The sequence below is a fragment of the Acidovorax sp. LjRoot74 genome (assembly GCF_964254355.1).
Classification (GTDB): domain Bacteria; phylum Pseudomonadota; class Gammaproteobacteria; order Burkholderiales; family Burkholderiaceae_C; genus Acidovorax.
Genome location: NZ_CAXUTI020000001.1, coordinates 3,923,598 through 3,942,626, shown reverse-complemented (window position 1 = coordinate 3,942,626; position 19,029 = coordinate 3,923,598). Strand labels below are relative to the sequence as shown.

The 19,029-nt window shown below is 65.7% G+C and carries 17 protein-coding genes; 12 read left to right on the top strand and 5 right to left on the bottom strand.

Features of this window, described 5'->3' with window-relative positions:
• Nucleotides 1–80 precede the first annotated feature (80 nt).
• The gene (locus tag ACSQ3O_RS18790; protein WP_436140038.1) at nt 81–2,003 is read right to left on the bottom strand and encodes a sigma 54-interacting transcriptional regulator; all 1,923 of its coding nucleotides are present in this window, start codon (nt 2,001–2,003) and stop codon (nt 81–83) included.
• A gap of 321 nt (nt 2,004–2,324) precedes the next feature.
• Between ACSQ3O_RS18790 and ACSQ3O_RS18785 the strand changes: the two genes are divergently transcribed.
• From ACSQ3O_RS18785 to ACSQ3O_RS18775, 3 genes are all read left to right on the top strand, one after another.
• Complete coding sequence (locus ACSQ3O_RS18785) at nt 2,325–3,800, top strand: benzaldehyde dehydrogenase (RefSeq protein WP_436140037.1); 1,476 nt, start codon at nt 2,325–2,327, stop codon at nt 3,798–3,800.
• Nucleotides 3,801–3,989: 189 nt separating this feature from the next.
• Nucleotides 3,990–4,757 (top strand): coniferyl-alcohol dehydrogenase, encoded by a 768-nt coding sequence (locus tag ACSQ3O_RS18780; protein WP_137748584.1) that lies wholly within the window; start codon nt 3,990–3,992, stop codon nt 4,755–4,757.
• A 14-nt stretch (nt 4,758–4,771) separates the two neighbouring features.
• Nucleotides 4,772–5,692, top strand: coding sequence for an alpha/beta hydrolase (locus tag ACSQ3O_RS18775; protein ID WP_436140036.1), 921 nt, complete (start codon nt 4,772–4,774; stop codon nt 5,690–5,692).
• Nucleotides 5,693–5,726: 34 nt separating this feature from the next.
• Here ACSQ3O_RS18775 and ACSQ3O_RS18770 read toward each other — a convergent pair whose 3' ends face one another.
• The gene (locus ACSQ3O_RS18770) at nt 5,727–6,608 is read right to left on the bottom strand and encodes a LysR family transcriptional regulator (RefSeq protein WP_436140035.1); all 882 of its coding nucleotides are present in this window, start codon (nt 6,606–6,608) and stop codon (nt 5,727–5,729) included.
• 99 nt (nt 6,609–6,707) lie between these two features.
• On the opposite strand from ACSQ3O_RS18770, the gene ACSQ3O_RS18765 reads away from it, so the two are divergent.
• The 7 genes from ACSQ3O_RS18765 to ACSQ3O_RS18735 all read left to right on the top strand — a co-directional run bounded on the left by ACSQ3O_RS18765 (nt 6,708) and on the right by ACSQ3O_RS18735 (nt 12,779).
• The gene (locus ACSQ3O_RS18765) at nt 6,708–7,409 is read left to right on the top strand and encodes a class I SAM-dependent methyltransferase (protein WP_436140034.1); all 702 of its coding nucleotides are present in this window, start codon (nt 6,708–6,710) and stop codon (nt 7,407–7,409) included.
• Nucleotides 7,410–7,553: 144 nt separating this feature from the next.
• On the top strand, nt 7,554–8,159 hold the full coding sequence (locus ACSQ3O_RS18760) for a hypothetical protein (protein WP_436140033.1): 606 nt from the start codon (nt 7,554–7,556) through the stop codon (nt 8,157–8,159).
• Nucleotides 8,160–8,191: 32 nt separating this feature from the next.
• Complete coding sequence (locus tag ACSQ3O_RS18755; RefSeq protein WP_436140032.1) at nt 8,192–8,629, top strand: hypothetical protein; 438 nt, start codon at nt 8,192–8,194, stop codon at nt 8,627–8,629.
• A gap of 52 nt (nt 8,630–8,681) precedes the next feature.
• Nucleotides 8,682–9,101, top strand: a complete 420-nt coding sequence (locus tag ACSQ3O_RS18750; RefSeq protein ID WP_436140031.1) for a DUF2141 domain-containing protein — start codon at nt 8,682–8,684, stop codon at nt 9,099–9,101.
• 18 nt (nt 9,102–9,119) lie between these two features.
• Complete coding sequence (locus ACSQ3O_RS18745; RefSeq protein ID WP_436140030.1) at nt 9,120–10,673, top strand: carotenoid oxygenase family protein; 1,554 nt, start codon at nt 9,120–9,122, stop codon at nt 10,671–10,673.
• 94 nt (nt 10,674–10,767) lie between these two features.
• Nucleotides 10,768–11,643: an alpha/beta fold hydrolase gene (locus ACSQ3O_RS18740; RefSeq protein ID WP_436140029.1), complete on the top strand. Its 876-nt coding sequence runs from the start codon at nt 10,768–10,770 to the stop codon at nt 11,641–11,643.
• Between the two features lie 248 nt (nt 11,644–11,891).
• Nucleotides 11,892–12,779 carry an alpha/beta fold hydrolase gene (locus ACSQ3O_RS18735; RefSeq protein WP_436140028.1) on the top strand — a complete coding sequence of 296 codons (888 nt, stop codon included), beginning with the start codon at nt 11,892–11,894 and terminating at the stop codon, nt 12,777–12,779.
• A gap of 213 nt (nt 12,780–12,992) precedes the next feature.
• Here the strand turns inward: ACSQ3O_RS18735 and ACSQ3O_RS18730 are convergent, their stop codons facing one another.
• Entirely contained in the window at nt 12,993–13,316 is a 324-nt protein-coding gene (locus ACSQ3O_RS18730; RefSeq protein WP_436140027.1) for a barstar family protein, read from the bottom strand.
• 68 nt (nt 13,317–13,384) lie between these two features.
• Nucleotides 13,385–13,771, bottom strand: a complete 387-nt coding sequence (locus tag ACSQ3O_RS18725) for a DMP19 family protein (protein ID WP_436140026.1) — start codon at nt 13,769–13,771, stop codon at nt 13,385–13,387.
• 197 nt (nt 13,772–13,968) lie between these two features.
• Here ACSQ3O_RS18725 and ACSQ3O_RS18720 point away from each other — a divergent pair, with 197 nt between their 5' ends.
• Both ACSQ3O_RS18720 and ACSQ3O_RS18715 read left to right on the top strand, forming a co-directional pair.
• A complete protein-coding gene (locus tag ACSQ3O_RS18720; RefSeq protein WP_436140025.1) occupies nt 13,969–14,229 on the top strand; it encodes a hypothetical protein in 261 nt (86 codons plus the stop codon).
• A 101-nt stretch (nt 14,230–14,330) separates the two neighbouring features.
• Nucleotides 14,331–15,830: a hypothetical protein gene (locus ACSQ3O_RS18715; protein ID WP_436140024.1), complete on the top strand. Its 1,500-nt coding sequence runs from the start codon at nt 14,331–14,333 to the stop codon at nt 15,828–15,830.
• A 610-nt stretch (nt 15,831–16,440) separates the two neighbouring features.
• Here the strand turns inward: ACSQ3O_RS18715 and ACSQ3O_RS18710 are convergent.
• Nucleotides 16,441–18,933, bottom strand: coding sequence for a Lon protease family protein (locus ACSQ3O_RS18710; RefSeq protein ID WP_436140023.1), 2,493 nt, complete (start codon nt 18,931–18,933; stop codon nt 16,441–16,443).
• Between the last annotated feature and the right edge of the window lie 96 nt (nt 18,934–19,029).

Genomic DNA, 19,029 nt, shown 5'->3' with positions numbered 1-19,029 from the left:
GAGGCAGAGATGCGACCTGTTTGGACAGTCGAAAACAGGTTTTCGCAGTTGTACCTGTGGAGCCCGGCTTCACGTCATCGCTACCCAATCCCAAACTTCCTCACCCGATAAGCCATCGTCGCCCGGCTAATCCCCAGCAACCGCCCAGCCAGCGCCACATTCCCCCCCGCACTCTGCAGCGCCTGCCGCAGCATCTGCTCCTCCGCCTTGTGCAGCGGCGCCACCACCGGCGCAGCGGCAGCCATTGGCGCCACACCAGCCCGCGCACTCGCTGCCCCAGCCGCTTGCGGAGCCTGCACCGCAGCCCCCACACCCGCCACCCCTTGCGCATGCAACGTCCCCCCGCTGTTCCCCTGCAAGTGCAGCGACATCACCCCGCCGCCGCTTTGCTCGCCGCCCGCAAACAGATGGTGCGGCTCAATCGGCTCGCCGTCCGTCGCCAGGATCACCGCCCGCTCAATCAGGTTCTGCAGCTCGCGGATGTTGCCGGGGAAGGGGTAGTGAAACATCGCTTTTACGGCCGCCTGGCTAAAGCCGGGCACCTGGCGCTGGTGCTTGCGCTGGTAGTGGGCCAAGAAGTGGCTCATCAGCAGCGGGATGTCGTCGCGCCGCTCACGCAGCGGGGGCAGGTGGATGGGGAAGACGTTGAGGCGGTAGAACAAATCCTCGCGGAAGCTGCCTTCGCGCACGGCCTGGCGCAGGTCTACGTTGGTGGCGGCCACCAGACGCACGTCTACGCGCACGGTGCGGGTGCCGCCCACGCGCTCGACCTCGCCTTCTTGCAGGGCGCGCAGCAGCTTGCCCTGGGCCACCAGGCTGAGCGTGCCGATTTCGTCGAGGAAGAGGGTGCCGCCGTGGGCGCGCTCAAACCGGCCGGGGCGCGATGTGCCTGCGCCGGTGTAGGCGCCGCGCTCCACGCCAAAGAGTTCGCTCTCCACCAGCGTCTCGGGGATGGCCGCGCAGTTGATGGCCACAAAGGGCTGGCTGCTGCGCGGGCTGATGCGGTGAAGCATGCTGGCAAACATCTCCTTGCCCACGCCCGATTCGCCGGTGAACAGCACGGTGGCGGCGGTGGGGGCCACGCGCTGCAGCATGTGGCAGGCGGCGTTAAAGGCCGATGACGCGCCCACCATGGTGGTGTGGGCGGCGGGCTCTTGAGTGTTGTGAGTGGCAGCGCTTGCGGGGGCCTTGCCCGGTGGTACGCCCAGGTAGGTGGTACGGCCTGCTTTGCCCAGCAGCTTGTCGGCCAGTGCGGCGGGCGGGGTGCCCACAAAGTCTTGGGCGTTCAGGTAGAACAGGTCTTGCTCGGGGTCGTCCCAGCGCTCGGCCGATTTGCCGATCACGCGGCAATGTGCCGCGCCGGACGATCGGCACTCCACCTCGCGGAAAACGATCATGCGGCCAAACAGGGTGCTGACGTAGCCGGTGGCGTAGCCCACCTGCATCCAGCACGCGGGCGAGCCGCCCACGCCATAGGCGGCAATGTGCTCGTCGTCTTCGCTGGAGTTGTGCCAGATGAATTCGCCGTCGTAGTCGCCCAGCTCGGCGTTGTAGCGGGCGTGCACCACTTCCACTTGCACCACACCCTCCAGCGCGTGCAGGCGGGTGCCAGCCATGGCGGCGGCGGTGGGCTCGGCATCAGGCCACTGTTGGCGCACCAGGCGGGCGTCGCGGGCGCCGCTCACGTAGCCCGCACGGGTGAGCAGGCCACGGGCCTTGTCCAGGCCAATGCTGTCGATCAACTCGCGCCGCAGCGAGCCCAGCGCCTCGGAGTGCAGCAGGATCATGCGCTGGTCTTGCAGCCAGATGCGCCCGTCGCCGGGCGAGAAGAACAGGCATTCGCTGATGTCGGCCACCGTGGGGTGGGTGTGCTGGCTGATGCCGTGGGTGTCAAACCCGCCCAGGGCTGGGGGCGGCGGGGCGGGCACGTTGCCCATCAGGGCCTGGCCTTGGCCCACGGCGGTGCGGTGCAGGTCGGCCAGGGAGACGCGGCGTCGGGGCATGGGGTCCTTTGGAAGTTGATCAGAAATTGATCAAAAAGTGATCATTTGATCCATTGCATCTGCTGAATTTGGTGATGAATGGTAACTATTTGGCGCTCAAAAGTCGCCCATGCCAAAGCGCTGGTCGACTAGGGAAAGTCCGTAGCGCTCCCTCTGAAAAACACCCGCTTTGGGCCCCTTGCGCGGGCTGGCGCACGGCTGGCTGGTACGCACGTTGCAAAAACAGGCCACACCGCCGCGCTGTGTGCGGGGTGGCTGCAACGCCAATCTGGCGAGCGAGCAAGCAAGCAAGCAACCAACAACGCACCAAGGAGCAAAGCAATGGGAATGTCAGAAAAACCGGGCCTGCTGGACAACCGCCTGTGGGCGGGCAAGGCCTTTGATGGCGCATGGAACACCACGCTGAGCGGCGAGCGCAACGTGACCGAGCCCGCCACCGGCCAGGTGCTCGGCACGGTGGGTATTGCCAGCGCGGCCGACATGCAGGCCGCCATTGGCCTGGCTACACAAGCACAGGCCGCGTGGGCTGCGCAGGGCCCGCGCGAGCGCGCAGCGGTGTTCCACCGTGCGGCCAGCATGTTTGAGCAGCACTTCGACGAGCTGGCCCTGGCCATTGCCCGCGAAACCGGTGGCATCGTGCCCAAGGGCCAGCACGAGGTGCGCGAGGCCGTCACCCTGTGCCACCTGGCCGCAGCCCTGCCCATGCAGGCACAAGGCCAGGTGCTGCCCAGCACGCCGGGCCGCCTGTCCATCGCGCGGCGCGTGCCGCATGGCGTGGTGGGCGTGATCTCGCCGTTCAACTTTCCGCTCATCCTGGGCCTGCGCTCGGTGGCCCCGGCGCTGGCGCTGGGCAACGCCGTGGTGCTCAAGCCCGACACGCGCACGCCGGTCAGCGGCGGCTTCATCATGGCCCGGGTGTTTGAAGAGGCAGGCCTGCCCAAGGGCCTGCTGCAGGTGGTGCCGGGCGACGCCGAGGCGGGCGAGGCGCTGGTGGTGGACGAGCGCGTGCCCATGATCGCCTTCACCGGTTCGCCTGCCGTGGGCCGCCGCATTGGCGCGCTGGCCGGGCAGCACCTCAAGAAGGTGTCGCTGGAGCTGGGCGGGGCCAACAACCTCATCATTCTGGAAGACGCTGATCTGGATGCCGCCGCCAGCGCTGCCGCATTTGGCGCGTGGTTCCACCAGGGGCAAATTTGCATGGCATCGAACCGCATCCTGGTGCACGAGTCGATTGCCGAAGGCATTCTGCAGCGCATGGTGGGCAAAGCCACGCACCTGCCTGTGGGCGATGGCGCCAGCGGCCAGGTGGCGCTGGGGCCGATGATCGATGCCAAGCAGCTGCTGCGCTTTGACCAGGTCATCAAAGACAGCGTGGCGCAGGGTGCCAAGCTGGAGGCGGGCGGTACCTACGAGGGCCTGGGCTACAAGCCCACGGTGCTCTCGGGCGTCAAGCCCGGCATCCGTTCGTTTGACGAAGAGCCCTTTGGCCCGGTGGCCAACCTCGTCACCTTCCGCACTGATGACGAGGCCGTGCAACTGGCCAACACCAGCCAGGGCGGGCTGGCGGCCGCCGTCATCAGCCCCAGCGTGGGCCGCGCCATGGCCATCGGCCAGCGGCTGCGCGCGGGCATGGTGCACATCAACGACCAGACGGTGAACGACGAATGCACCAACCCCTTTGGCGGTCCTGGCGTGGGGGGCAACGGGGGCAGCGTGGGCGGACCTGCGGACATTGATGAATACACGCAGTGGCAGTGGATCACGGTGAAGGATGCGCTGCCAGCCTTTCCTTTCTGATGGTGCAGCCCCCACCGTTCGGCCTGTGCTTGTTGAAGGCTGGGCGGGGGGGCCTGGCTTCGACGGGCTCAGCCCGAACGGTGGGGTGTGCAGAAGCGCCCTGGCACACCCCCAGCCCGTTCACGCGGAGCTTGTCGGAGCGCTGCACCAACACCACGCAATACAAAGAAATTTCAGGAGACAACTTTCATGACCCTCAACAACAAAACCATTGTCGTCACCGGCTGCTGTTCCGGCATCGGCGCAGACTTTGCCAAGCTCGCCCGCCAGCAGGGCGCCCGTGTGATCGGCGTAGACCGCAATGCGCCCACCCTCACGCTTGACGGTTTTGTGCAGGTGGACCTGGGCGACCCCGCCGCCATCGATGCGGCTGTGGCGCAGCTGCCCGCCCGCATTGATGCGCTGGCCAACATTGCGGGCGTGCCCGGTACATCGCCCGCCGACCTGGTGGGCCGCGTCAACTACCTGGGCCTGCGCCACTTCACCCACCGCGTGCTGGAGCGCATGGGCGAGGGCGGCTCCATCGTCAATATCTCATCCATCCTGGGGGCCGAGTGGCCAGCGCGGCTGGAGCTGCACCGCGCCCTGGGTGCCACCAGCAGCTTTGAAGAAGGCGCGAAGTGGCTGGCTGCAAACCCCGTGCCGCAAGAGACCTGCTACCAGCACTTCAAAGAAGCGCTGATCGTGTGGACGTACACCCAGTCGCAAAAGATCTTCATGGAGCGCGGCGTGCGCATGAACTGCGTGGCCCCCGGCCCGGTGTTCACGCCCATCCTGGGCGACTTTGTGCAGATGCTGGGGCAGGACCGCGTGGAGAAAGACGCGCACCGCATGAAGCGCCCCGCCTTCAGCGACGAAGTGGCTCCGGTGATTGCCTTCCTGTGCAGCGATGCGTCGCGCTGGGTGAGCGGCATCAACCTGCCCGTGGATGGCGGGCTGGCCTCCACGTACATCTGAACCACAGGCCAACCATGTCCGCACAACAGCTTGAAGCCATCCTGCAGATGGCCGCACAAAACCCGCCACCCGCGCAGGCCACCCCTGCGCAGTTGCGTGCGTGGTTTGATGCCAGCAACTCGCAAATGCCCCTGGCACAGGGGCTGCCCATCCAGGCGCTGCGCATTCCCAACGGTGCAGGCGGCACGATGACCGCCGAGCTGCACAGCACGCCACAGGCCGACCCGCGCAAGCTGGTCATCTACTACCACGCGGGCGGCTTTGTGTTTGGCTCGCTCACCTCGCACCGGGCGCTGTGCTCGTACCTGGCGCAGTTCTGTGGTGCGCGTGTGCTCAACGTGGACTACCGCCTGGCCCCCGAGCACCCGGCCCCCGCCGCGCACGACGATGCTCTGGCCGCCTACCAATGGGCGCTGGCGCAGGGCGGCTATGCCGCGTCGGCCATCGCGCTGATGGGCGACTCGGCGGGGGGCAACTTGGCGCTGTCTACCGCCTTGCGTGCCCGCGACCTGGGCCTGCCTCTGCCTGCAGCCGTTGTAGCCCTGTCGCCCGCGCTGGATCTGGCGGCTGAAGGCGAATCCCACCACACGGTGGACGACCCCTTCATCACCCGCGAGCTGATGGGTTTTTTCAACGCCATGTATGTGCCCGGCGGGGACGTGCGTTCGCCCACCGTCACGCCGTTCTACAGCGCCAACCTGCGGGGGCTGCCACCCGTGCAACTGCAGGTGGGCAGCCGAGAGCGCTTGCGCGACGATGCCGTGACCATGGCGGCGCGCCTAAAGGCCGCAGGTGTGGAGGCGGACTGCACCGTGTGGGACGGCATGGTGCACTGCTGGCAGCTGTTTGCGCCGGTGCTGGATGAGGCACTGGCCTCACTGGAGCAGGCGGGCCGGTTCATCGCTGCGCGCCAGCGCAGTGCGCAGGGCGGGTGAAATTTGTCGGTGGCAGCGCTGCGCCAACCCGTACTCAGTCCTCGTCCAGCAAGCCCTCGGCCAATGCCTCAAACACCACCCGTATCCGCCGTGAGGTACGCAGCTCGCGGTGTGACACCAGCCAGATGGGAAACCGCACGGGCGGCAAATCGTCCAGCACGCGGACCATGCCCGGGGTCTTGCGCGCGATCTCTTTCATCATGGCGCCAATACCCATGCCCTGCCGCACCAGCGCCCAGTGGGCCACGGTGTGGTCGGAGTAGCAGCTGAAGTTGTCCTCGCTCAGATTCAGCCCGTACTGGCGCAGGTACTCCAGGTACCGGCCGTTGCGGTCGGAGCCTACAAAGGGCAGGTGGGCGGCTTCTTCGGCGCTGCGTGGGTGGCCGTAGGTGGCCACCCAGTCTTCCGATGCATAGAAGTTGGCTTGGGCCTCCCGCACCAGGCGGGCGATCAGCTCGGGTTGCTCGGGCTTGACGTGGCGGATGGCAATGTCGGCCTCTCGGCGCAGCAGGTCGCTGAGTGCGTTGGATGAGACCACTTCGACAGCGATGCCGGGCTCCTGGTCGCGCAGCCGCTGCACGATGGGCGGCAGCAGGTAGGCCGCCACGGCGTCGGTGGCCGACACCGACACCACACCGCCCACCGCCTCAGACCGGCCCGTGGCCGCCAGGCCCAGCGCCTCTGCCGCTGTGCCCATGGCACGGGCGTGTTCCAGCAGGTCGAGCCCGGTGGGTGTGAGCACCATGGCCTTGCCCACGCGCTCGAACAGGGTCACGCCCATGTGCTGTTCGATGGCGGCCACCTGGCGGCTCAGGGTGGGCTGGGTCAGCCCCAGCTTGCGGGCGGCGGCCGAGAGCGATCCGGTTTCTGCGGTTTCCAGAAACGCCTTGAGCTGGTTCCAGTCGAGGTTGTTCATGCGTAAATGTATATGTTCACTGCAATTTAAGGCGTTCCCTGCGGGGTTTTGCATGGATAGCATTCCGGTATCGCTCAACGCCCGATGCCCCGCCCGCCCATGCCAACGCCCTCCATCGCTCCGGCCCTCCGTGCCACGCCACATGCGGAGGCGAGTGCCTCCCTCTTTGCCCGCAAGGCCCGCTTCTGGGACCGCATCGCTCCCAAATATGCCGCCGAGCCCATTGCCGACATGGCGGGCTACGAGGCCACCTTGCAGCGTGTGCAGGCGCTGCTGCCCCCTGCAGCCGATGTGCTGGAAGTCGGTTGTGGCACCGGCAGCACCGCCATGCGCCTGGCGCCCTTCACGGGGCGCATGCTGGCCACCGATGTCTCGCCCGGGATGATCACCATTGCTCAGGAGCGGCTGGCCGCCCAGCCCGTGCCGCAACTGGGTTTTGCGGTGGCCGATGCCGACGCGCCGGGGCAGGGGCAGGGCGCTTACGACGTGGTGCTGGCCTTCAGCATGCTGCACCTGGTGGAGGACCTGGACCATGTGCTCAAGCTGCTGGTGCGGGCCTTGCGGCCAGGCGGCTTGCTGATCTCCAAGACGCCGTGCATCACCGAGATGAACCCGCTCATCCCCCGCCTGGCGCTGCCGCTGATGCAGGCCATTGGCAAGGCGCCGCAGGTGCTGTGTTTCGACGCGCAGCAACTGCAGGCAGCCTTTGTGCGCCAGGGGCTGGAAGTTGTCTCTGTCGAACGCCACGGCACCCGGGGCAAGGACATCCGGGTCTTCATCGTGGCCCGCAAGCCGGGCTGATAGCCCTCTCTTCCCCTTTCTGAACACACCGTGACCACGGCCGGGCCCGCAGGGCTGGGCCGGTGGCGGGCTGCTGCGCGCCTGCTTTTCCTTCTTCTCCTTTTTCTTCTCCTGCTTTTCCCCCAATTCACCAAGGAGCTTTGTATGACTGCGTTGTGCCCAATGCCTCCTTCTTTCTCGCCGTTGCCCCGTGCGGCCATGGTGCCTGCTGCCCTGGTCACCTTGGCCCTGGGGCTCACTTTGCCTCTGGGGGCTTGCAGCGGGCGCAGCGGTGGTGATGGCGATGTGGCTCTGTCCGATGGGGGATGGGGCGGCGGCGCGGGGAGCATGGCACCAGTGGCAAGCATCAGCGCGCTGGAAGGAGACTGGGTGCAGAAGGGCTGCACCCCGGTGGGTGCGCAGTCGTTCAAGAAGACGCTGCGGGCGCGCACCACCGGGCGGGCCACGGTTGACTACTACGAAGGCGTCTTGATCTTTGCGGGCAACGGCTGTGCGGGCGCATCACAACAGGTGGGCCCAAGCAAGCTCGGCGTGGTGAGCTTCGCGCGGTCTGACGCCAACCCGGCGATGGCGGCCCGTTGGGGCGAGCTGCACACGGTCACGGGCACGCGGTCCGGCGCCATCTGGGCACTGCCCGCCGCCAACCGGCTGTGCCTGCTGGGCGACGAGATTCCCACCACCCAACCCACGCTGTCAGCGGTGGCCGCGAGCGTGGCAACCCTGCATGCAGACAACTGCTTCACCCGATGAAACCGATAAACCTGATGAAACCAAGGAACCCCATGAAGACTTCCACGCGCCCTGTGCTTTTGCTGGTGGCCCCCACCATTGCCGCCCTGGCCCTGCTCTCGGGCTGCGCCTCCACCCTCGACCAGAGGGGCCTGGAGCAGCGCACAGGCCAGGCCATCGGGCGGTCTGTCGGCCAGTTCACCATCACCGACCGCGAGGAGGAAACCGGTGGCCGCATCAACTACACCGTCAACACCCTCGACGGCATGGCCTACCGCTGCTACCTGTATGGCGCCACGGGCTTCCAGAAGGCCATGAGTTTTGGGCAGACGCCCCACTCCGACGCCGTGTGCACGGCCATGGTGGCGGGCAAAAACAGCAGCACCAACCCGGGGGGCACAGCACCTGCGACACCTGCCGCACCGGCCGCCCGTGGCCGCAGCGCAGCCCCGGAATGCAACGCCTTGCTGAAGGCAGCGGGGCGGTGCTGAAGCCCACCTGCCCACCTGCCCGCCATCCGCGCAACCCCACGCCAAGATTCCCATGAAGCGGCTACACACCACCGCCCTGTGCATCGCTGCGGCATGCCTGCCCCTGGCGGCCAGCGCTGCCGACCTGCGGGTCAGCGTGACCGACGGCCCCGCCGCGCCAGCAACGCTCTACCTGGCCGTGTTTGACTCGGCCGATGCGTTTGCCAGCAACCAGGCGGTGGTCTCGCAAAAGGTCGAGTTGCGCGACGGTGTTGCGCAGCTCGTGTTCAGCGGCTTGCCCGCCGGGCGCTATGTGATCAAGTCGTTTGCCGACGAAAACGGCAACGCCAAGCTCGACACCAACCTGCTGGGCCTGCCCACGGAGCGGTACGGCTTCTCCAACGACGCGCGGGGCCGCATGGGCCCGCCCAGCTTTGACGCTGCGGCGGTGGTGCTCGATGCCGACCACGGCATCACCATCCGCCTGCGCTGAGCCTCTGGAGACGCATCCATGTCCCCACATCGCCGTGACCTGTTGCTGCGGCTTGTGGCCGCTGGCGCTGGCCCGTGGCTCGCGCCTTGGGCGGCGCACGCGCAAGCCCCAAAACAAGACGCATCCGCCAGCTGGCACACCCAGTTCGAGTCCTCCCGGGCGCGCTGGAAGCCCGCGTTTGCGACTGCGGCGGCAGACTTTCCGCTGGCAGCAGCGTCGGTGCGCGGGCGCTTTCCAGATGCCGTGGCGGGCACGCTGTACCGTGTGGGCCCGGCGGGCCACGACCTGGGCGGAGAGCGCTACCAGCACTGGTTTGATGGCGACGGGATGGCGCACCGTTTTGTGATCGAAGGCACCACGGTGCACCACCAGGGCCGCTATGTGGCCACGGCCAAGCGGCTGGCCGAGGTCCGTGCGGGCCGCCGGTTGACCGAAGGCTTTGGCACGGTGTTCCCGGGCCGCGAACCGCCCAGCGCCCCCGACAGCATGAACCCCGCCAACATCAGCATGCTGCCCGTGGGCGACGAGGTGCTGGCGCTGTGGGAGGGCGGCTCGGCCACCCGCCTGGACCCCCGCACGCTGGAGACCCGGGGCCTCAAGACCTGGCGCGCAGACCTGGCGGGCGTGCCGTTTTCAGCCCACCCCCGCGTGGAGGCTGACGGAACGATCTGGAACTTTGGCGTGGACGCCCACCACGGCCTGTTGCTGCTGTACGAGATCGGCCCGGACGGCGTGCTGCGGCGGGCTGATGCGTTCCCGCTCAGCGACATGCCCATGGTCCATGACTTTGCGGTCACGGCCGGGCACCTCGTCTTCCTGCTGCCGCCGCTGGTGTACGACGCCCAGCGCCGCTTGGCCGGGGCGAGTGTGCTCGACGCGCACCAGTGGCGGCCCGAGCTGGGCATGCGCGCACTGGTGGTGAACAAGCAGGACTGGAAGCGGCAGCAGATATTCCACCTGCCCACAGGCTTCCTGTTCCACCTGGGCAATGCCTGGGAGGAGCACACCGGCAGCGGCGGTGGTGGCAATGGCGGCACCGACAGCACCGGCGCAGTGATCCACCTCGACTACGCGCGCGCCGCCGATGCGTCTGGCGTCCTTACCGACACGCGCGAGGTAATGCGCGCCCGGCTCGCCGGTTCTGCAGGCCCCGTGTTGACCGTGGCCCGCCTGGACTTGCGCACCGGCCAGGCCACCCAGGCCAGTCTGGGGGTGGAGGCGGAGTTTCCGCGCATCGACCCCCGGCGCGTGGGGCTGCGGCACCGCCAGGTTGTGCATGCCACCAGCACGCAGGGCGGTCTGCCGCTGTGGGGCGCCATTGCCACCACCAACGTGGAAACCGGCGCTTCGCAGCGCTACCGCTATGGCCGCCACACCATCGTGGAAGAGCATGTCTGGGTGCCCGACGCGCGCGGCCCCGGCTGGGTGCTGGGCACCGCGCTGGACTACGCCCGCAAGCAGACCCTGCTGTCGTGTTTTGCCGCCGATGCACTGGCCGACGGCCCCGTGGCGCAGGCCACGCTGCCGTATGCGCTGCCGCTGGGGCTGCACGGGGTGTTTGTGGCGGCGTGATGCGCGCCTATGACGTGCCCCCGGTAGGTTTTCAAAGCCCCTGGTTTGCACCGGCAAGCGGGGCGATTTCACTCAACAAAATGGTTAAGGCGAAATGAAAAGATGGCGATTGGCGGGCTTGTGGTTGTCCGTCTGCCTGGCGGGCTGTGCCACGGTGCCGGGCGTGGTGACCGACACGGCGGGCGGACGCGAGGTGGAGCACGCCCTGGCGGGGCAGGGCGCACCCGTGGTGGTGTTCGAAAACGGGTTGGGGGCCCGCCTCGATTGGTGGTCCAAAGTCTGGCCAGACACCGTGCACGAGACCACCGCGCTGGCCTACAACCGCGCAGGCTATGGCCACAGCGAGGCATCGCCCGCCCCCCGCGACGGGGCCCATGTGGTCGAAGAGCTGAGAACACTTCTGAAAGCCCGCAAGCTGCCCCCGCCCTACGTGCTGGTGGGCCATTCGCTGGGCGGGTTGTACATGCAGCTGTTTGCGCGCAAATACCCCGGCGAGGTGGCGGCGCTGGTGCTGGTGGATTCCACCCACCCCGACCAGATGCGCGGTGCGGGCAACCCGGACCTGTGGCCGACTTGGCTGAAAGTGGCCTTCCGCCTCAGCACCTCTGACGTGGTCAAACAAGAGCTGGCAGCGCTGGATGCCACCGGGCAACTCGTTACCAGCCTGCCGGTGGACCCCGCTGTGCCCGTGTTTGTGCTCAGCGCACTGCGCACCCCGGGGGCTTCACCAGCGCTGGCCGACGATGTGCAACGAAAACGCGCTGACATCGCGCACCTCTATCCAGGCTCCACCCAGGTTTGGGTGGACAGCGGGCACGGCATCCCCCTGGAGAAGCCCGAAGCCGTGGTGCAGGCAATTCGCGATGCGTTGCAGGCTGCCCGCGCGCCCCGCGCTGCGGCGCCGGGGTGTGCACCTGCGGCTGGCGGGTTGCCGGGTGCGTGCACACAGGGCGTGCAATCTGGTGGGTAGCCTGTTTGCTATAAATTAAATAGCTAACAATGAATACAGACGGGCGGAAAGCGCCATTTTGATTCAATAAAAAAGCCCTGTGCGTTGCTCCAGCCGGTAGGCAAGGCGCACAAGGGTGGATGCAGGCCATGGGTTGTCGCTGGTCCCACAACGCATGTTGCTGAGCGGTGCTGCTGAACGCGGCGGCGGTCACGCCCATGGCAATTTCATCGTGGTGTGCTCGCCAGACCCCGTGCCAGAATGAACCGATGAGCACCACCACCTCCTCCTTCCAGTCCAACGCAGACGGCACCCAGGTCACCACCTACACCTGGGCCCAAACCCCGGGCCAACCGGTGGGCGTCGTTCAAATCTCCCACGGCCTTGCCGAGCATGGCGAGCGCTACGACCGCTTTGCGCGGGCCCTGAACGCCGCAGGCTTCATCGTCCACGCCGTGGACCATCGCGGCCACGGGCGCACGGCAGGTGGCAAGCTGGGCGACTTTGGTAGCGCTGGCTTTGGCGGCCTCATTGCCGACGTGGCCCAGTTCGGCGCACTGCTGCGTGCGCAGCATGGGCCGCAGCGGCTCCCGCTCTTTTTGTTTGGCCACTCCATGGGCTCATTCGCAGCGCAGGCGGCCATCATTGACCATTCATCCACCTGGTCCGGCGTCATCCTGTCAGGCTCCACCGCCCTCGACCTGCTCGCCGCCGCCATGGCCAACGCCCCCGCCGATGCGCCCGCCGGGCTCGCGGCATTCAACGCAGGCTTTGAGCACCGCACCGGCTACGAATGGCTGTCGCGCGACGCTGCAGAGGTCGATGCCTACGTGGCCGACCCGTGGTGCGGCTGGGACGTGCCGCCCGACGTGATCCCCTCGCTCTTCGCCCCCGCGCCCCGCCTGGCCGACCCCGCACAACTCGCGCGCATCCGTAGCGACCTGCCCATCCTCATCGCATCCGGCGACGCAGACCCGCTGGCCGCAGGCGGGGTCTTGATCCAGCAACTGGGGCAGCGGTATCGGGATGCCGGTGTGGCCGATGTCACGGTCAAGCTGTACCCGGCGGCGCGGCATGAAATCTTGAATGAGAGGAATCGGGATGAGGTGACGGGGGATGTTGTGGGGTGGTTGCGGGGGAGCGTTGAGGCGGCATAGCTAATGCTTGGCGCCGTGGTGGCGATTCGGTCGATGCCTGTTTCGGCCATGAGCCGTCGCTGCAGGGATCGAGAAGCAGACATTCAGCGTTCGAGCTAGCCGGCCCGCGACGGCAGGACGCCGAAGGGCCAGAATGAAATGAGGCCCGTAGGCGACATGCCGTTGTAGGTCAGGTTAAGCGACGGGTTAGCCATGCCTGTCTTTCGCCAGCGACTAGACATTGAATGACACCACAAGAATTGCCGGCTCGCCAATCTCAAGACGCCGCCAATTGACGAACGATGCGCACTCTACAAATGCTTGGAACATCTCCGGGCATTGCGCCTTGAAGTCTGCTGCCCCATCGAGCGCGACGCACACCAGTTCACCTGGCTGAACGCAAACCGCATTGAACTCCTCGTCCAAGTTAGTCATGCAGTCAATCCATGCATCCATGTTTCGGCCGAAAAATGCGGGGAAACCAAACACACGGGCGAACTCGTCAAAGAATGACGCCGGGTCTTTAATCTTCGTGCCGTCGATGCGGATGGTTCTCATGGGATGGCTAGCGTTCGCAGTAAGTGGACCAGCCTGCGAAGCTGGCGCAAGTCCGCTTGACCAAAAGGTTAAAGCGCATTTTGGTGTAGCCACCTCAACTCTTGGACCACAGCCGACTGATAGGAATACCAAAGATCTTCTGCCGGATCACCTTGCGCTCGGATCACTTCGTACGGGTCTTGCGCTGTGCCAATGATGGCGTTCAGCGCATCGGCAAACGCATAAAACGAATTCAGGCCGACTGCAACGACTGCAGTTTGGCAAGCTGCCCATTGCTGAAGCCCATGATTGCAAAAGTACTGCGATACCCCACCGTTGCGTGCCTCTGTATCGAGCAGCCAAATCTCGTACACGGCGGACTCCATGGTCGTGAGATTCGATGTGTTGGCGAAGCGCTTCTCGACGAGGTCGGCGCCCACGTCCGTGATCCAGTCTTCGAGGTCCCAAGTGAGCATGGCTAAGCTTTACTTTTGTAATCGTGTTTTGGCCCAGCGGCCCCAGCCTTCATGGCGGTGGCTGTGGCCCCGCAAACTGCTAAGCGAGACACAGAGCATATCCGCCAGAGTGCGCACGGCACCAGCCGGAGCGTCAACACGCGGCGGCCTGGCCACATCTCTGTGCGGGAGAATTCGGCCAACATCGGAGACTCGACATGGCCCTCTATACCCTGCTGGTACAACCCGAAGGTGAAAGCTTTGGCACTCAATGCGAAGGCGCGAATGTTGAGAAGGCCGTCCATGCCTTTTTTGCGCATCAGGTGGCTGAAGCACTTTCCCCCAAGCTTGGGCCAGAACACATCATGTACATCACCCCAATGGAGGGACTAGTGAATGTGTGGGCAGTATGCGCCGGACGACACGGGCGCTACACGAAAATCACGGTGGTTCGTTCAGAGGGCATACAAGGCATTTAACGGCCAGGAGCGGAAGTTTGAATGTGACTGCTTCAGGGCGACGCACAATGAGGAAAGCTGGTCCGTCCGCGAATTGTCGACACCGGATCGAAAGGGAGATCATGGAAGAGCGCGTCGAGAAAAACCTTAACAGGTTCTGGCTGCAGGTCTCGGGCTACGACACGTATTACCGGGGGCCGACATATGCGCGCCTCGATACGCCCTGGAATGCATTTACCCGCGACAAGAGTGCCTTGATCAACACGCTGTGGAGCGACGGCATTGTTGACGTGTTTGATCAACAGTCCGGCACCGTGCGACGTTTTGTGAGGCTAGGTCATCCGGTGGGTAAGTCTGCGGGTTCGACCAGCAAGCGACGGCGGCAAGCACGTCAGAACCTCGACGAGGCCGTTCGTGAGAGAACGCCAATCTATGGCTATGAAGCGGAGCCAAACCAGACTGCACTCAAGCGGGGCGACCGCGCGATCAAGCACTTCTGGCTTGATCGTGTCCATCGGCTTCTTCCGATCATTGGATTGACGTTGGAGTCAATGGAGCAAAGCCTAGGCCTCGATGCAGCATTCCAGGAAAAATTCAACTCGCCTACACCTCCGTCATTGAACGGGAGCATCCTTTTCGAGTTGACAGACCCCTCAAACGGTATACCTCCGACCTATGCCTTGCCGTCCGAGGATGAATCAAATCCCGGATTGGATGAAGACGATTTGCTTGCCGATGACGGTGATCTAAGCACGTCCGAGCGTGAGGCTCGCCTAGCTCTTCCGATATTGGTTTCGCACGTCCTTGCTCAGCGCGATGGAGTTTTGGTACCCCTGACCTATCTTGAGCTTGCGGAACTACTCGATAGAAGGACTCATGGCGGAGCTCCCTGGGCTCGCGGCCTCGGCCGAGTGTTGGGGCTCGTGAGCAAATGTATTGCGAGCGCCACAGCGGGCTGGCCATTTGAGGTACCGTTTCTGACCACGATCGTAGTTTTGTCCAGAGGGCCCAACCGTGGCCTGCCCGACGAAGGGATCGTTGGCCGATGGACTGATTACGACACGCTGACTCGCGCCCAAAAGCGCGCCAAGCTCTCCGCCGAGTACGATCGAATTCTGAGATTTGGCGGGCTCTGGAACGACGTGTTAAGGCGCGCGGGATTTGAGCCGATCGAGCCCGGCCTGAGTGATCAGAAAGGGCCTAAACACGGTGGTTGGGCAGGGGGCGAGTCGAAGGAGCACAAAGCCCTTAAGGCGTATGTCTCAAGCCACCCCGCAGAATTCGGCGCTATTGGTCGCGGCTGGATTCCGAGAGAAGAGTACGCACTGCTGTCCGGCGACGAGATAGATGTTTTCTTTGAGACGCCAACGCATTGGATTGGCATCGAAGTCAAGTCGACGGTCTCCGACGCGATGCCAGACGACTATCGGCGCGGCATCTTTCAGGTCGTCAAGTACCGAGCCGTATTGCAAGCCCAGGCGCAAGTCGCTGGGAGAGTACCTTGCCCAAAGGTTGACGTCATGCTGGTGCTCCAAGGTCGGTTACCGCAAGAATTCAGGCAGCTCGCATCCATGCTCGGCGTGCAGGTTCGGGAGAATGTCGGCGCCGGCATGCTGGACTAGTTCGGTCCTCGTCATATCGTCACGCAGGCGGTGCTGCGCGAGTGAGCGTGGTTTTCAGTCGCCCCTCGACCTCTTCGGGCCGCCGGTGCGCCGATGCGATTGCGTCTTAACGTCCGGCCCACTGGCAGGACGATTGGAAGTCAGCTTTGTGGCCGTCCAGATCGCCATGCCGAATGTTGCAGATGGGCCCTAAGTGAGAGCAAGAGCGTTGTTACGGAAAAAAGTTGTCCCTCAATTTCCCGCAGTCTTGATGATGTTCAGAACGACTAGCTGGGGCAGAAGTGTTATCGCTCCCACCGCTATCCACCACCGGCCCTTCTTTCGTAGGCTCTGCACTTCGACATCGCCCTCTTTGCCGAGTTGAATTATTTGATGCGCGGTTAGGTGTCCGAGCCGCTTCATTAATTTCAGCTTTTGGGGAAGGAGCCAGACTGCTCCGACCACAATCCACAAAACAACCGAAGCGAAAAAAGGGAGACGAGCGTCATAGAGAATGCAGAGGTCTTCAGTTTGTCGAGAGTACGCGTTCGATGGTACTGGTCGGATGGCTGTAACCAGCCGCCAGATATACGGAACACCGAGCATTCAACCTCGCAAGCCTCTGCACTACCTACCGCCCCCGAACCCCTCGCCCCCTACGCGCTCCCCCCGCCACCTGACAAGCCCTCCGATACGCCCGCAGCGTCACCTCCGCCCGCTGCATCACCGTATCCTCCACCGTGGCCGCCCCCCCGGCCAGCTCATCCGCCTGCGCCTGCAGCAGCTCCGCCGGGCTCATGCCCGACGCCTCTCCCGTCAGCAGCGCAATCCCCTCGCTCACATGCCCCATGGTGTAGACGTGGAACAGCCCGCGCTCCACCGCGTCCAGCACGCTGCGGTCCAGCATCAGGTGGCGCTGGTTGCGGGCGGGGATCAGCACGCCGTGCGTGCCGTCCAGCCCTGCTGTTGCGCAGGCGCGGAACCAGCCTTCGATCTTTTCGTTGATGCCGCCCACGGGCAGCACTTCGCCGTGCTGGTTCAGTGCGCCGGTCACCGCAATGCCCTGGCGCAGGGGCAGGCCTGACAGGCTGGACAGCAGCGCGTACAGCTCGGCGCACGAGGCGGAGTCGCCTTCCACGCCGCTGTATTCCTGCTCGAACACGATGGAGGCATTGAGCGCCAGCGGCGCCACGTGGCTGAACAGCGCGGTGAGGTAGCTGTGCAGGATGAGCACGCCCTTGTCGTGGATGGGGCCGGACATATCGACCTCGCGCTCGATGTTGAGCAGGCCCTCTTGCCCGGCAAAGGTGCGCGCGGTGATGCGGACGGGGAAGCCAAAGCGGTAGTCGCCCAGGTCGATCTGCGTCATGGCGTTGATCTGGCCGGTGATGGAGCCCGCCAGCGAGATCAGGCGCTCGCCTTCGGTGATGGAGTCGTGCAGTTCTTCTTCGGGCTGGTTGTGGCGCTGGGTGCGGGCGGCCAGGGCGGCCAACACGTCGTCTGCCTGCACCAGCGTGCCGCCGCGCGCCTTGCACAGGGCGGCGCTTTCGATGGCCAGCGCTTCGGTGTGGGCAAAGCGCGCGCTCTGGCGGCGCTGGTCGTCGGCCTCGCGGTGGGTTTGCTCCAGCAGCAGGGCCACGGCGTCGGGGCCGAAGTGGGGCAGGCCGCGTTTTTTGCAGACTTGCGCCACCAGGATGGCGGTGGCGTGGTGGGTGGCGGGGGTGGCGGCAAAGTGGTCTGAAAAATCGACCTTCACGCGAAAGCGGCGCGCGGCGTCGGGGTCGGCGTCCTGCAGCGCGTAGTACTCGTCCACCGATCCGATCAGCACGATCTTCACATCCACGTCCACCGGCTCGGGCTGCAGCGCCACAGTGCCAGCGGGGCCATGGCCCGGGCTGCCGCCGCCTTCTTCGATCTGCAGGCGGCCGCAGCGCAAGAAGCGGCGCAGCCGCTGCCACAGGCCTTCTTCGGCGGCCAGGTCGTGCAGGTGCAGCTGCATGAAACCGCCGTGCGCCTTGAGCAGGCTGCCTGCGTGGATGCCGGTGTGGTCGGCCTGCACGGTGTCGGCCTCCGAGCCGTGTTCGATGCTGCCAAACAGCGTGCGCACGGTGGGGTTGTCTTCCACCACCACGGGGGCGGCGTTGCGGCCGTGGTTGTCCACGACCAGGTTCACCTGGCAGCGGGCCAGCAGGTCGTCGAGCGCGTCCTTGCGGTCGTCTTCGGCATCGGTGCCGTGGTCGCCACCCCGTTCGGCATCCAGGGGCTCGAACAGGTCGATGTTGTCCAGCACCGCTTGCTCCACCTGGTCGAGCCAGTGGGTGAGCTTGACGGTGTCCTTGATCTGCTTGCGCAGGCCCTGGCGGATGTCGTGCAGGGCGTGTTCCACCAGGGGCTTGACCATCTGGCGGCGCAGGGCGGCCAGGGCGTCGTCACGGGCGCGCTCCAGCGGGCGGGCGGCTTCGAGAAACTTGGCAATCTCGGCCCGCAGTTCCTGCTCGGCGGCGTCGATCTCGGCACGGCGCTCGCGGGGCAGGGCGCGGGCTTCGGCTTCGGTCAGCGGCTGGCCCTTGGGGCCGGTGAGGGTGAAGACCATTTGCCCGCCTTCGCGCGACAGGCGGAATTGGCGCGCCTCGGCAAACGCGTCGAGCTGCGCAAAGGCCTCGCCTTCTTGCGCCTGCCAGGTCTTCTCGATGCGTTCGGCCTCGGCCTTGAAGTCGGCGGCGGCAAGGCGCTTGGGGATGTCGGCCTGCAGGTTCTTGGCCATGTCGGCCATGCCTTGGCGCAGCTGGCGGCCCTGGCCCGCAGGCAGGCGCAGTGCGCGGGGGCGGTCGGGTTGGTCGAAGTGGTGCAGGTAGCACAGGTCGGGCGGCACGGCGCGCTGGCTGGCCGCCGCCTGCATGGCCTGGCGCAGCAGCGAGGTGCGGCCGCTGCCCACTTCGCCCAGCACAAACAGGTGGTAGTCGGGCTGGTGCAGACCCAGGCCAAACTGGGCGGCGGCCTGCGCGCGCTCCTGGCCGATCCAGGGCAGGGGCAGGTCTTGCAGTTCGGCCGTGCTGGCAAAGCCCAGCGTGGCGGGGTCAACGGTCAGCCGCAGCTGGTGGGGGGCGAGGGCAAGGGCGGGCATGGGGGACGGAATGTGGGCGGAATGGGGGTGGGGGCAGGCCGCAGCGCTGGGCGGTGCCAGCGGCGCGGTGGCAGGCGCTGCAGCCTTCAAAATATG

Excerpts from the sequence above, each read along its gene's own strand:
- ACSQ3O_RS18790 (WP_436140038.1), bottom strand. The coding sequence starts at position 2,003 with ATGCCCCGACGCCGCGTCTCCCTGGCCGACCTGCACCGCACCGCCGTG.
- ACSQ3O_RS18785 (WP_436140037.1), top strand. The coding sequence starts at position 2,325 with ATGGGAATGTCAGAAAAACCGGGCCTGCTGGACAACCGCCTGTGGGCG.
- ACSQ3O_RS18780 (WP_137748584.1), top strand. The coding sequence starts at position 3,990 with ATGACCCTCAACAACAAAACCATTGTCGTCACCGGCTGCTGTTCCGGC.
- ACSQ3O_RS18775 (WP_436140036.1), top strand. The coding sequence starts at position 4,772 with ATGTCCGCACAACAGCTTGAAGCCATCCTGCAGATGGCCGCACAAAAC.
- ACSQ3O_RS18770 (WP_436140035.1), bottom strand. The coding sequence starts at position 6,608 with ATGAACAACCTCGACTGGAACCAGCTCAAGGCGTTTCTGGAAACCGCA.
- ACSQ3O_RS18765 (WP_436140034.1), top strand. The coding sequence starts at position 6,708 with ATGCCAACGCCCTCCATCGCTCCGGCCCTCCGTGCCACGCCACATGCG.
- ACSQ3O_RS18760 (WP_436140033.1), top strand. The coding sequence starts at position 7,554 with ATGACTGCGTTGTGCCCAATGCCTCCTTCTTTCTCGCCGTTGCCCCGT.
- ACSQ3O_RS18755 (WP_436140032.1), top strand. The coding sequence starts at position 8,192 with ATGAAGACTTCCACGCGCCCTGTGCTTTTGCTGGTGGCCCCCACCATT.
- ACSQ3O_RS18750 (WP_436140031.1), top strand. The coding sequence starts at position 8,682 with ATGAAGCGGCTACACACCACCGCCCTGTGCATCGCTGCGGCATGCCTG.
- ACSQ3O_RS18745 (WP_436140030.1), top strand. The coding sequence starts at position 9,120 with ATGTCCCCACATCGCCGTGACCTGTTGCTGCGGCTTGTGGCCGCTGGC.
- ACSQ3O_RS18740 (WP_436140029.1), top strand. The coding sequence starts at position 10,768 with ATGAAAAGATGGCGATTGGCGGGCTTGTGGTTGTCCGTCTGCCTGGCG.
- ACSQ3O_RS18735 (WP_436140028.1), top strand. The coding sequence starts at position 11,892 with ATGAGCACCACCACCTCCTCCTTCCAGTCCAACGCAGACGGCACCCAG.
- ACSQ3O_RS18730 (WP_436140027.1), bottom strand. The coding sequence starts at position 13,316 with ATGAGAACCATCCGCATCGACGGCACGAAGATTAAAGACCCGGCGTCA.
- ACSQ3O_RS18725 (WP_436140026.1), bottom strand. The coding sequence starts at position 13,771 with ATGCTCACTTGGGACCTCGAAGACTGGATCACGGACGTGGGCGCCGAC.
- ACSQ3O_RS18720 (WP_436140025.1), top strand. The coding sequence starts at position 13,969 with ATGGCCCTCTATACCCTGCTGGTACAACCCGAAGGTGAAAGCTTTGGC.
- ACSQ3O_RS18715 (WP_436140024.1), top strand. The coding sequence starts at position 14,331 with ATGGAAGAGCGCGTCGAGAAAAACCTTAACAGGTTCTGGCTGCAGGTC.
- ACSQ3O_RS18710 (WP_436140023.1), bottom strand. The coding sequence starts at position 18,933 with ATGCCCGCCCTTGCCCTCGCCCCCCACCAGCTGCGGCTGACCGTTGAC.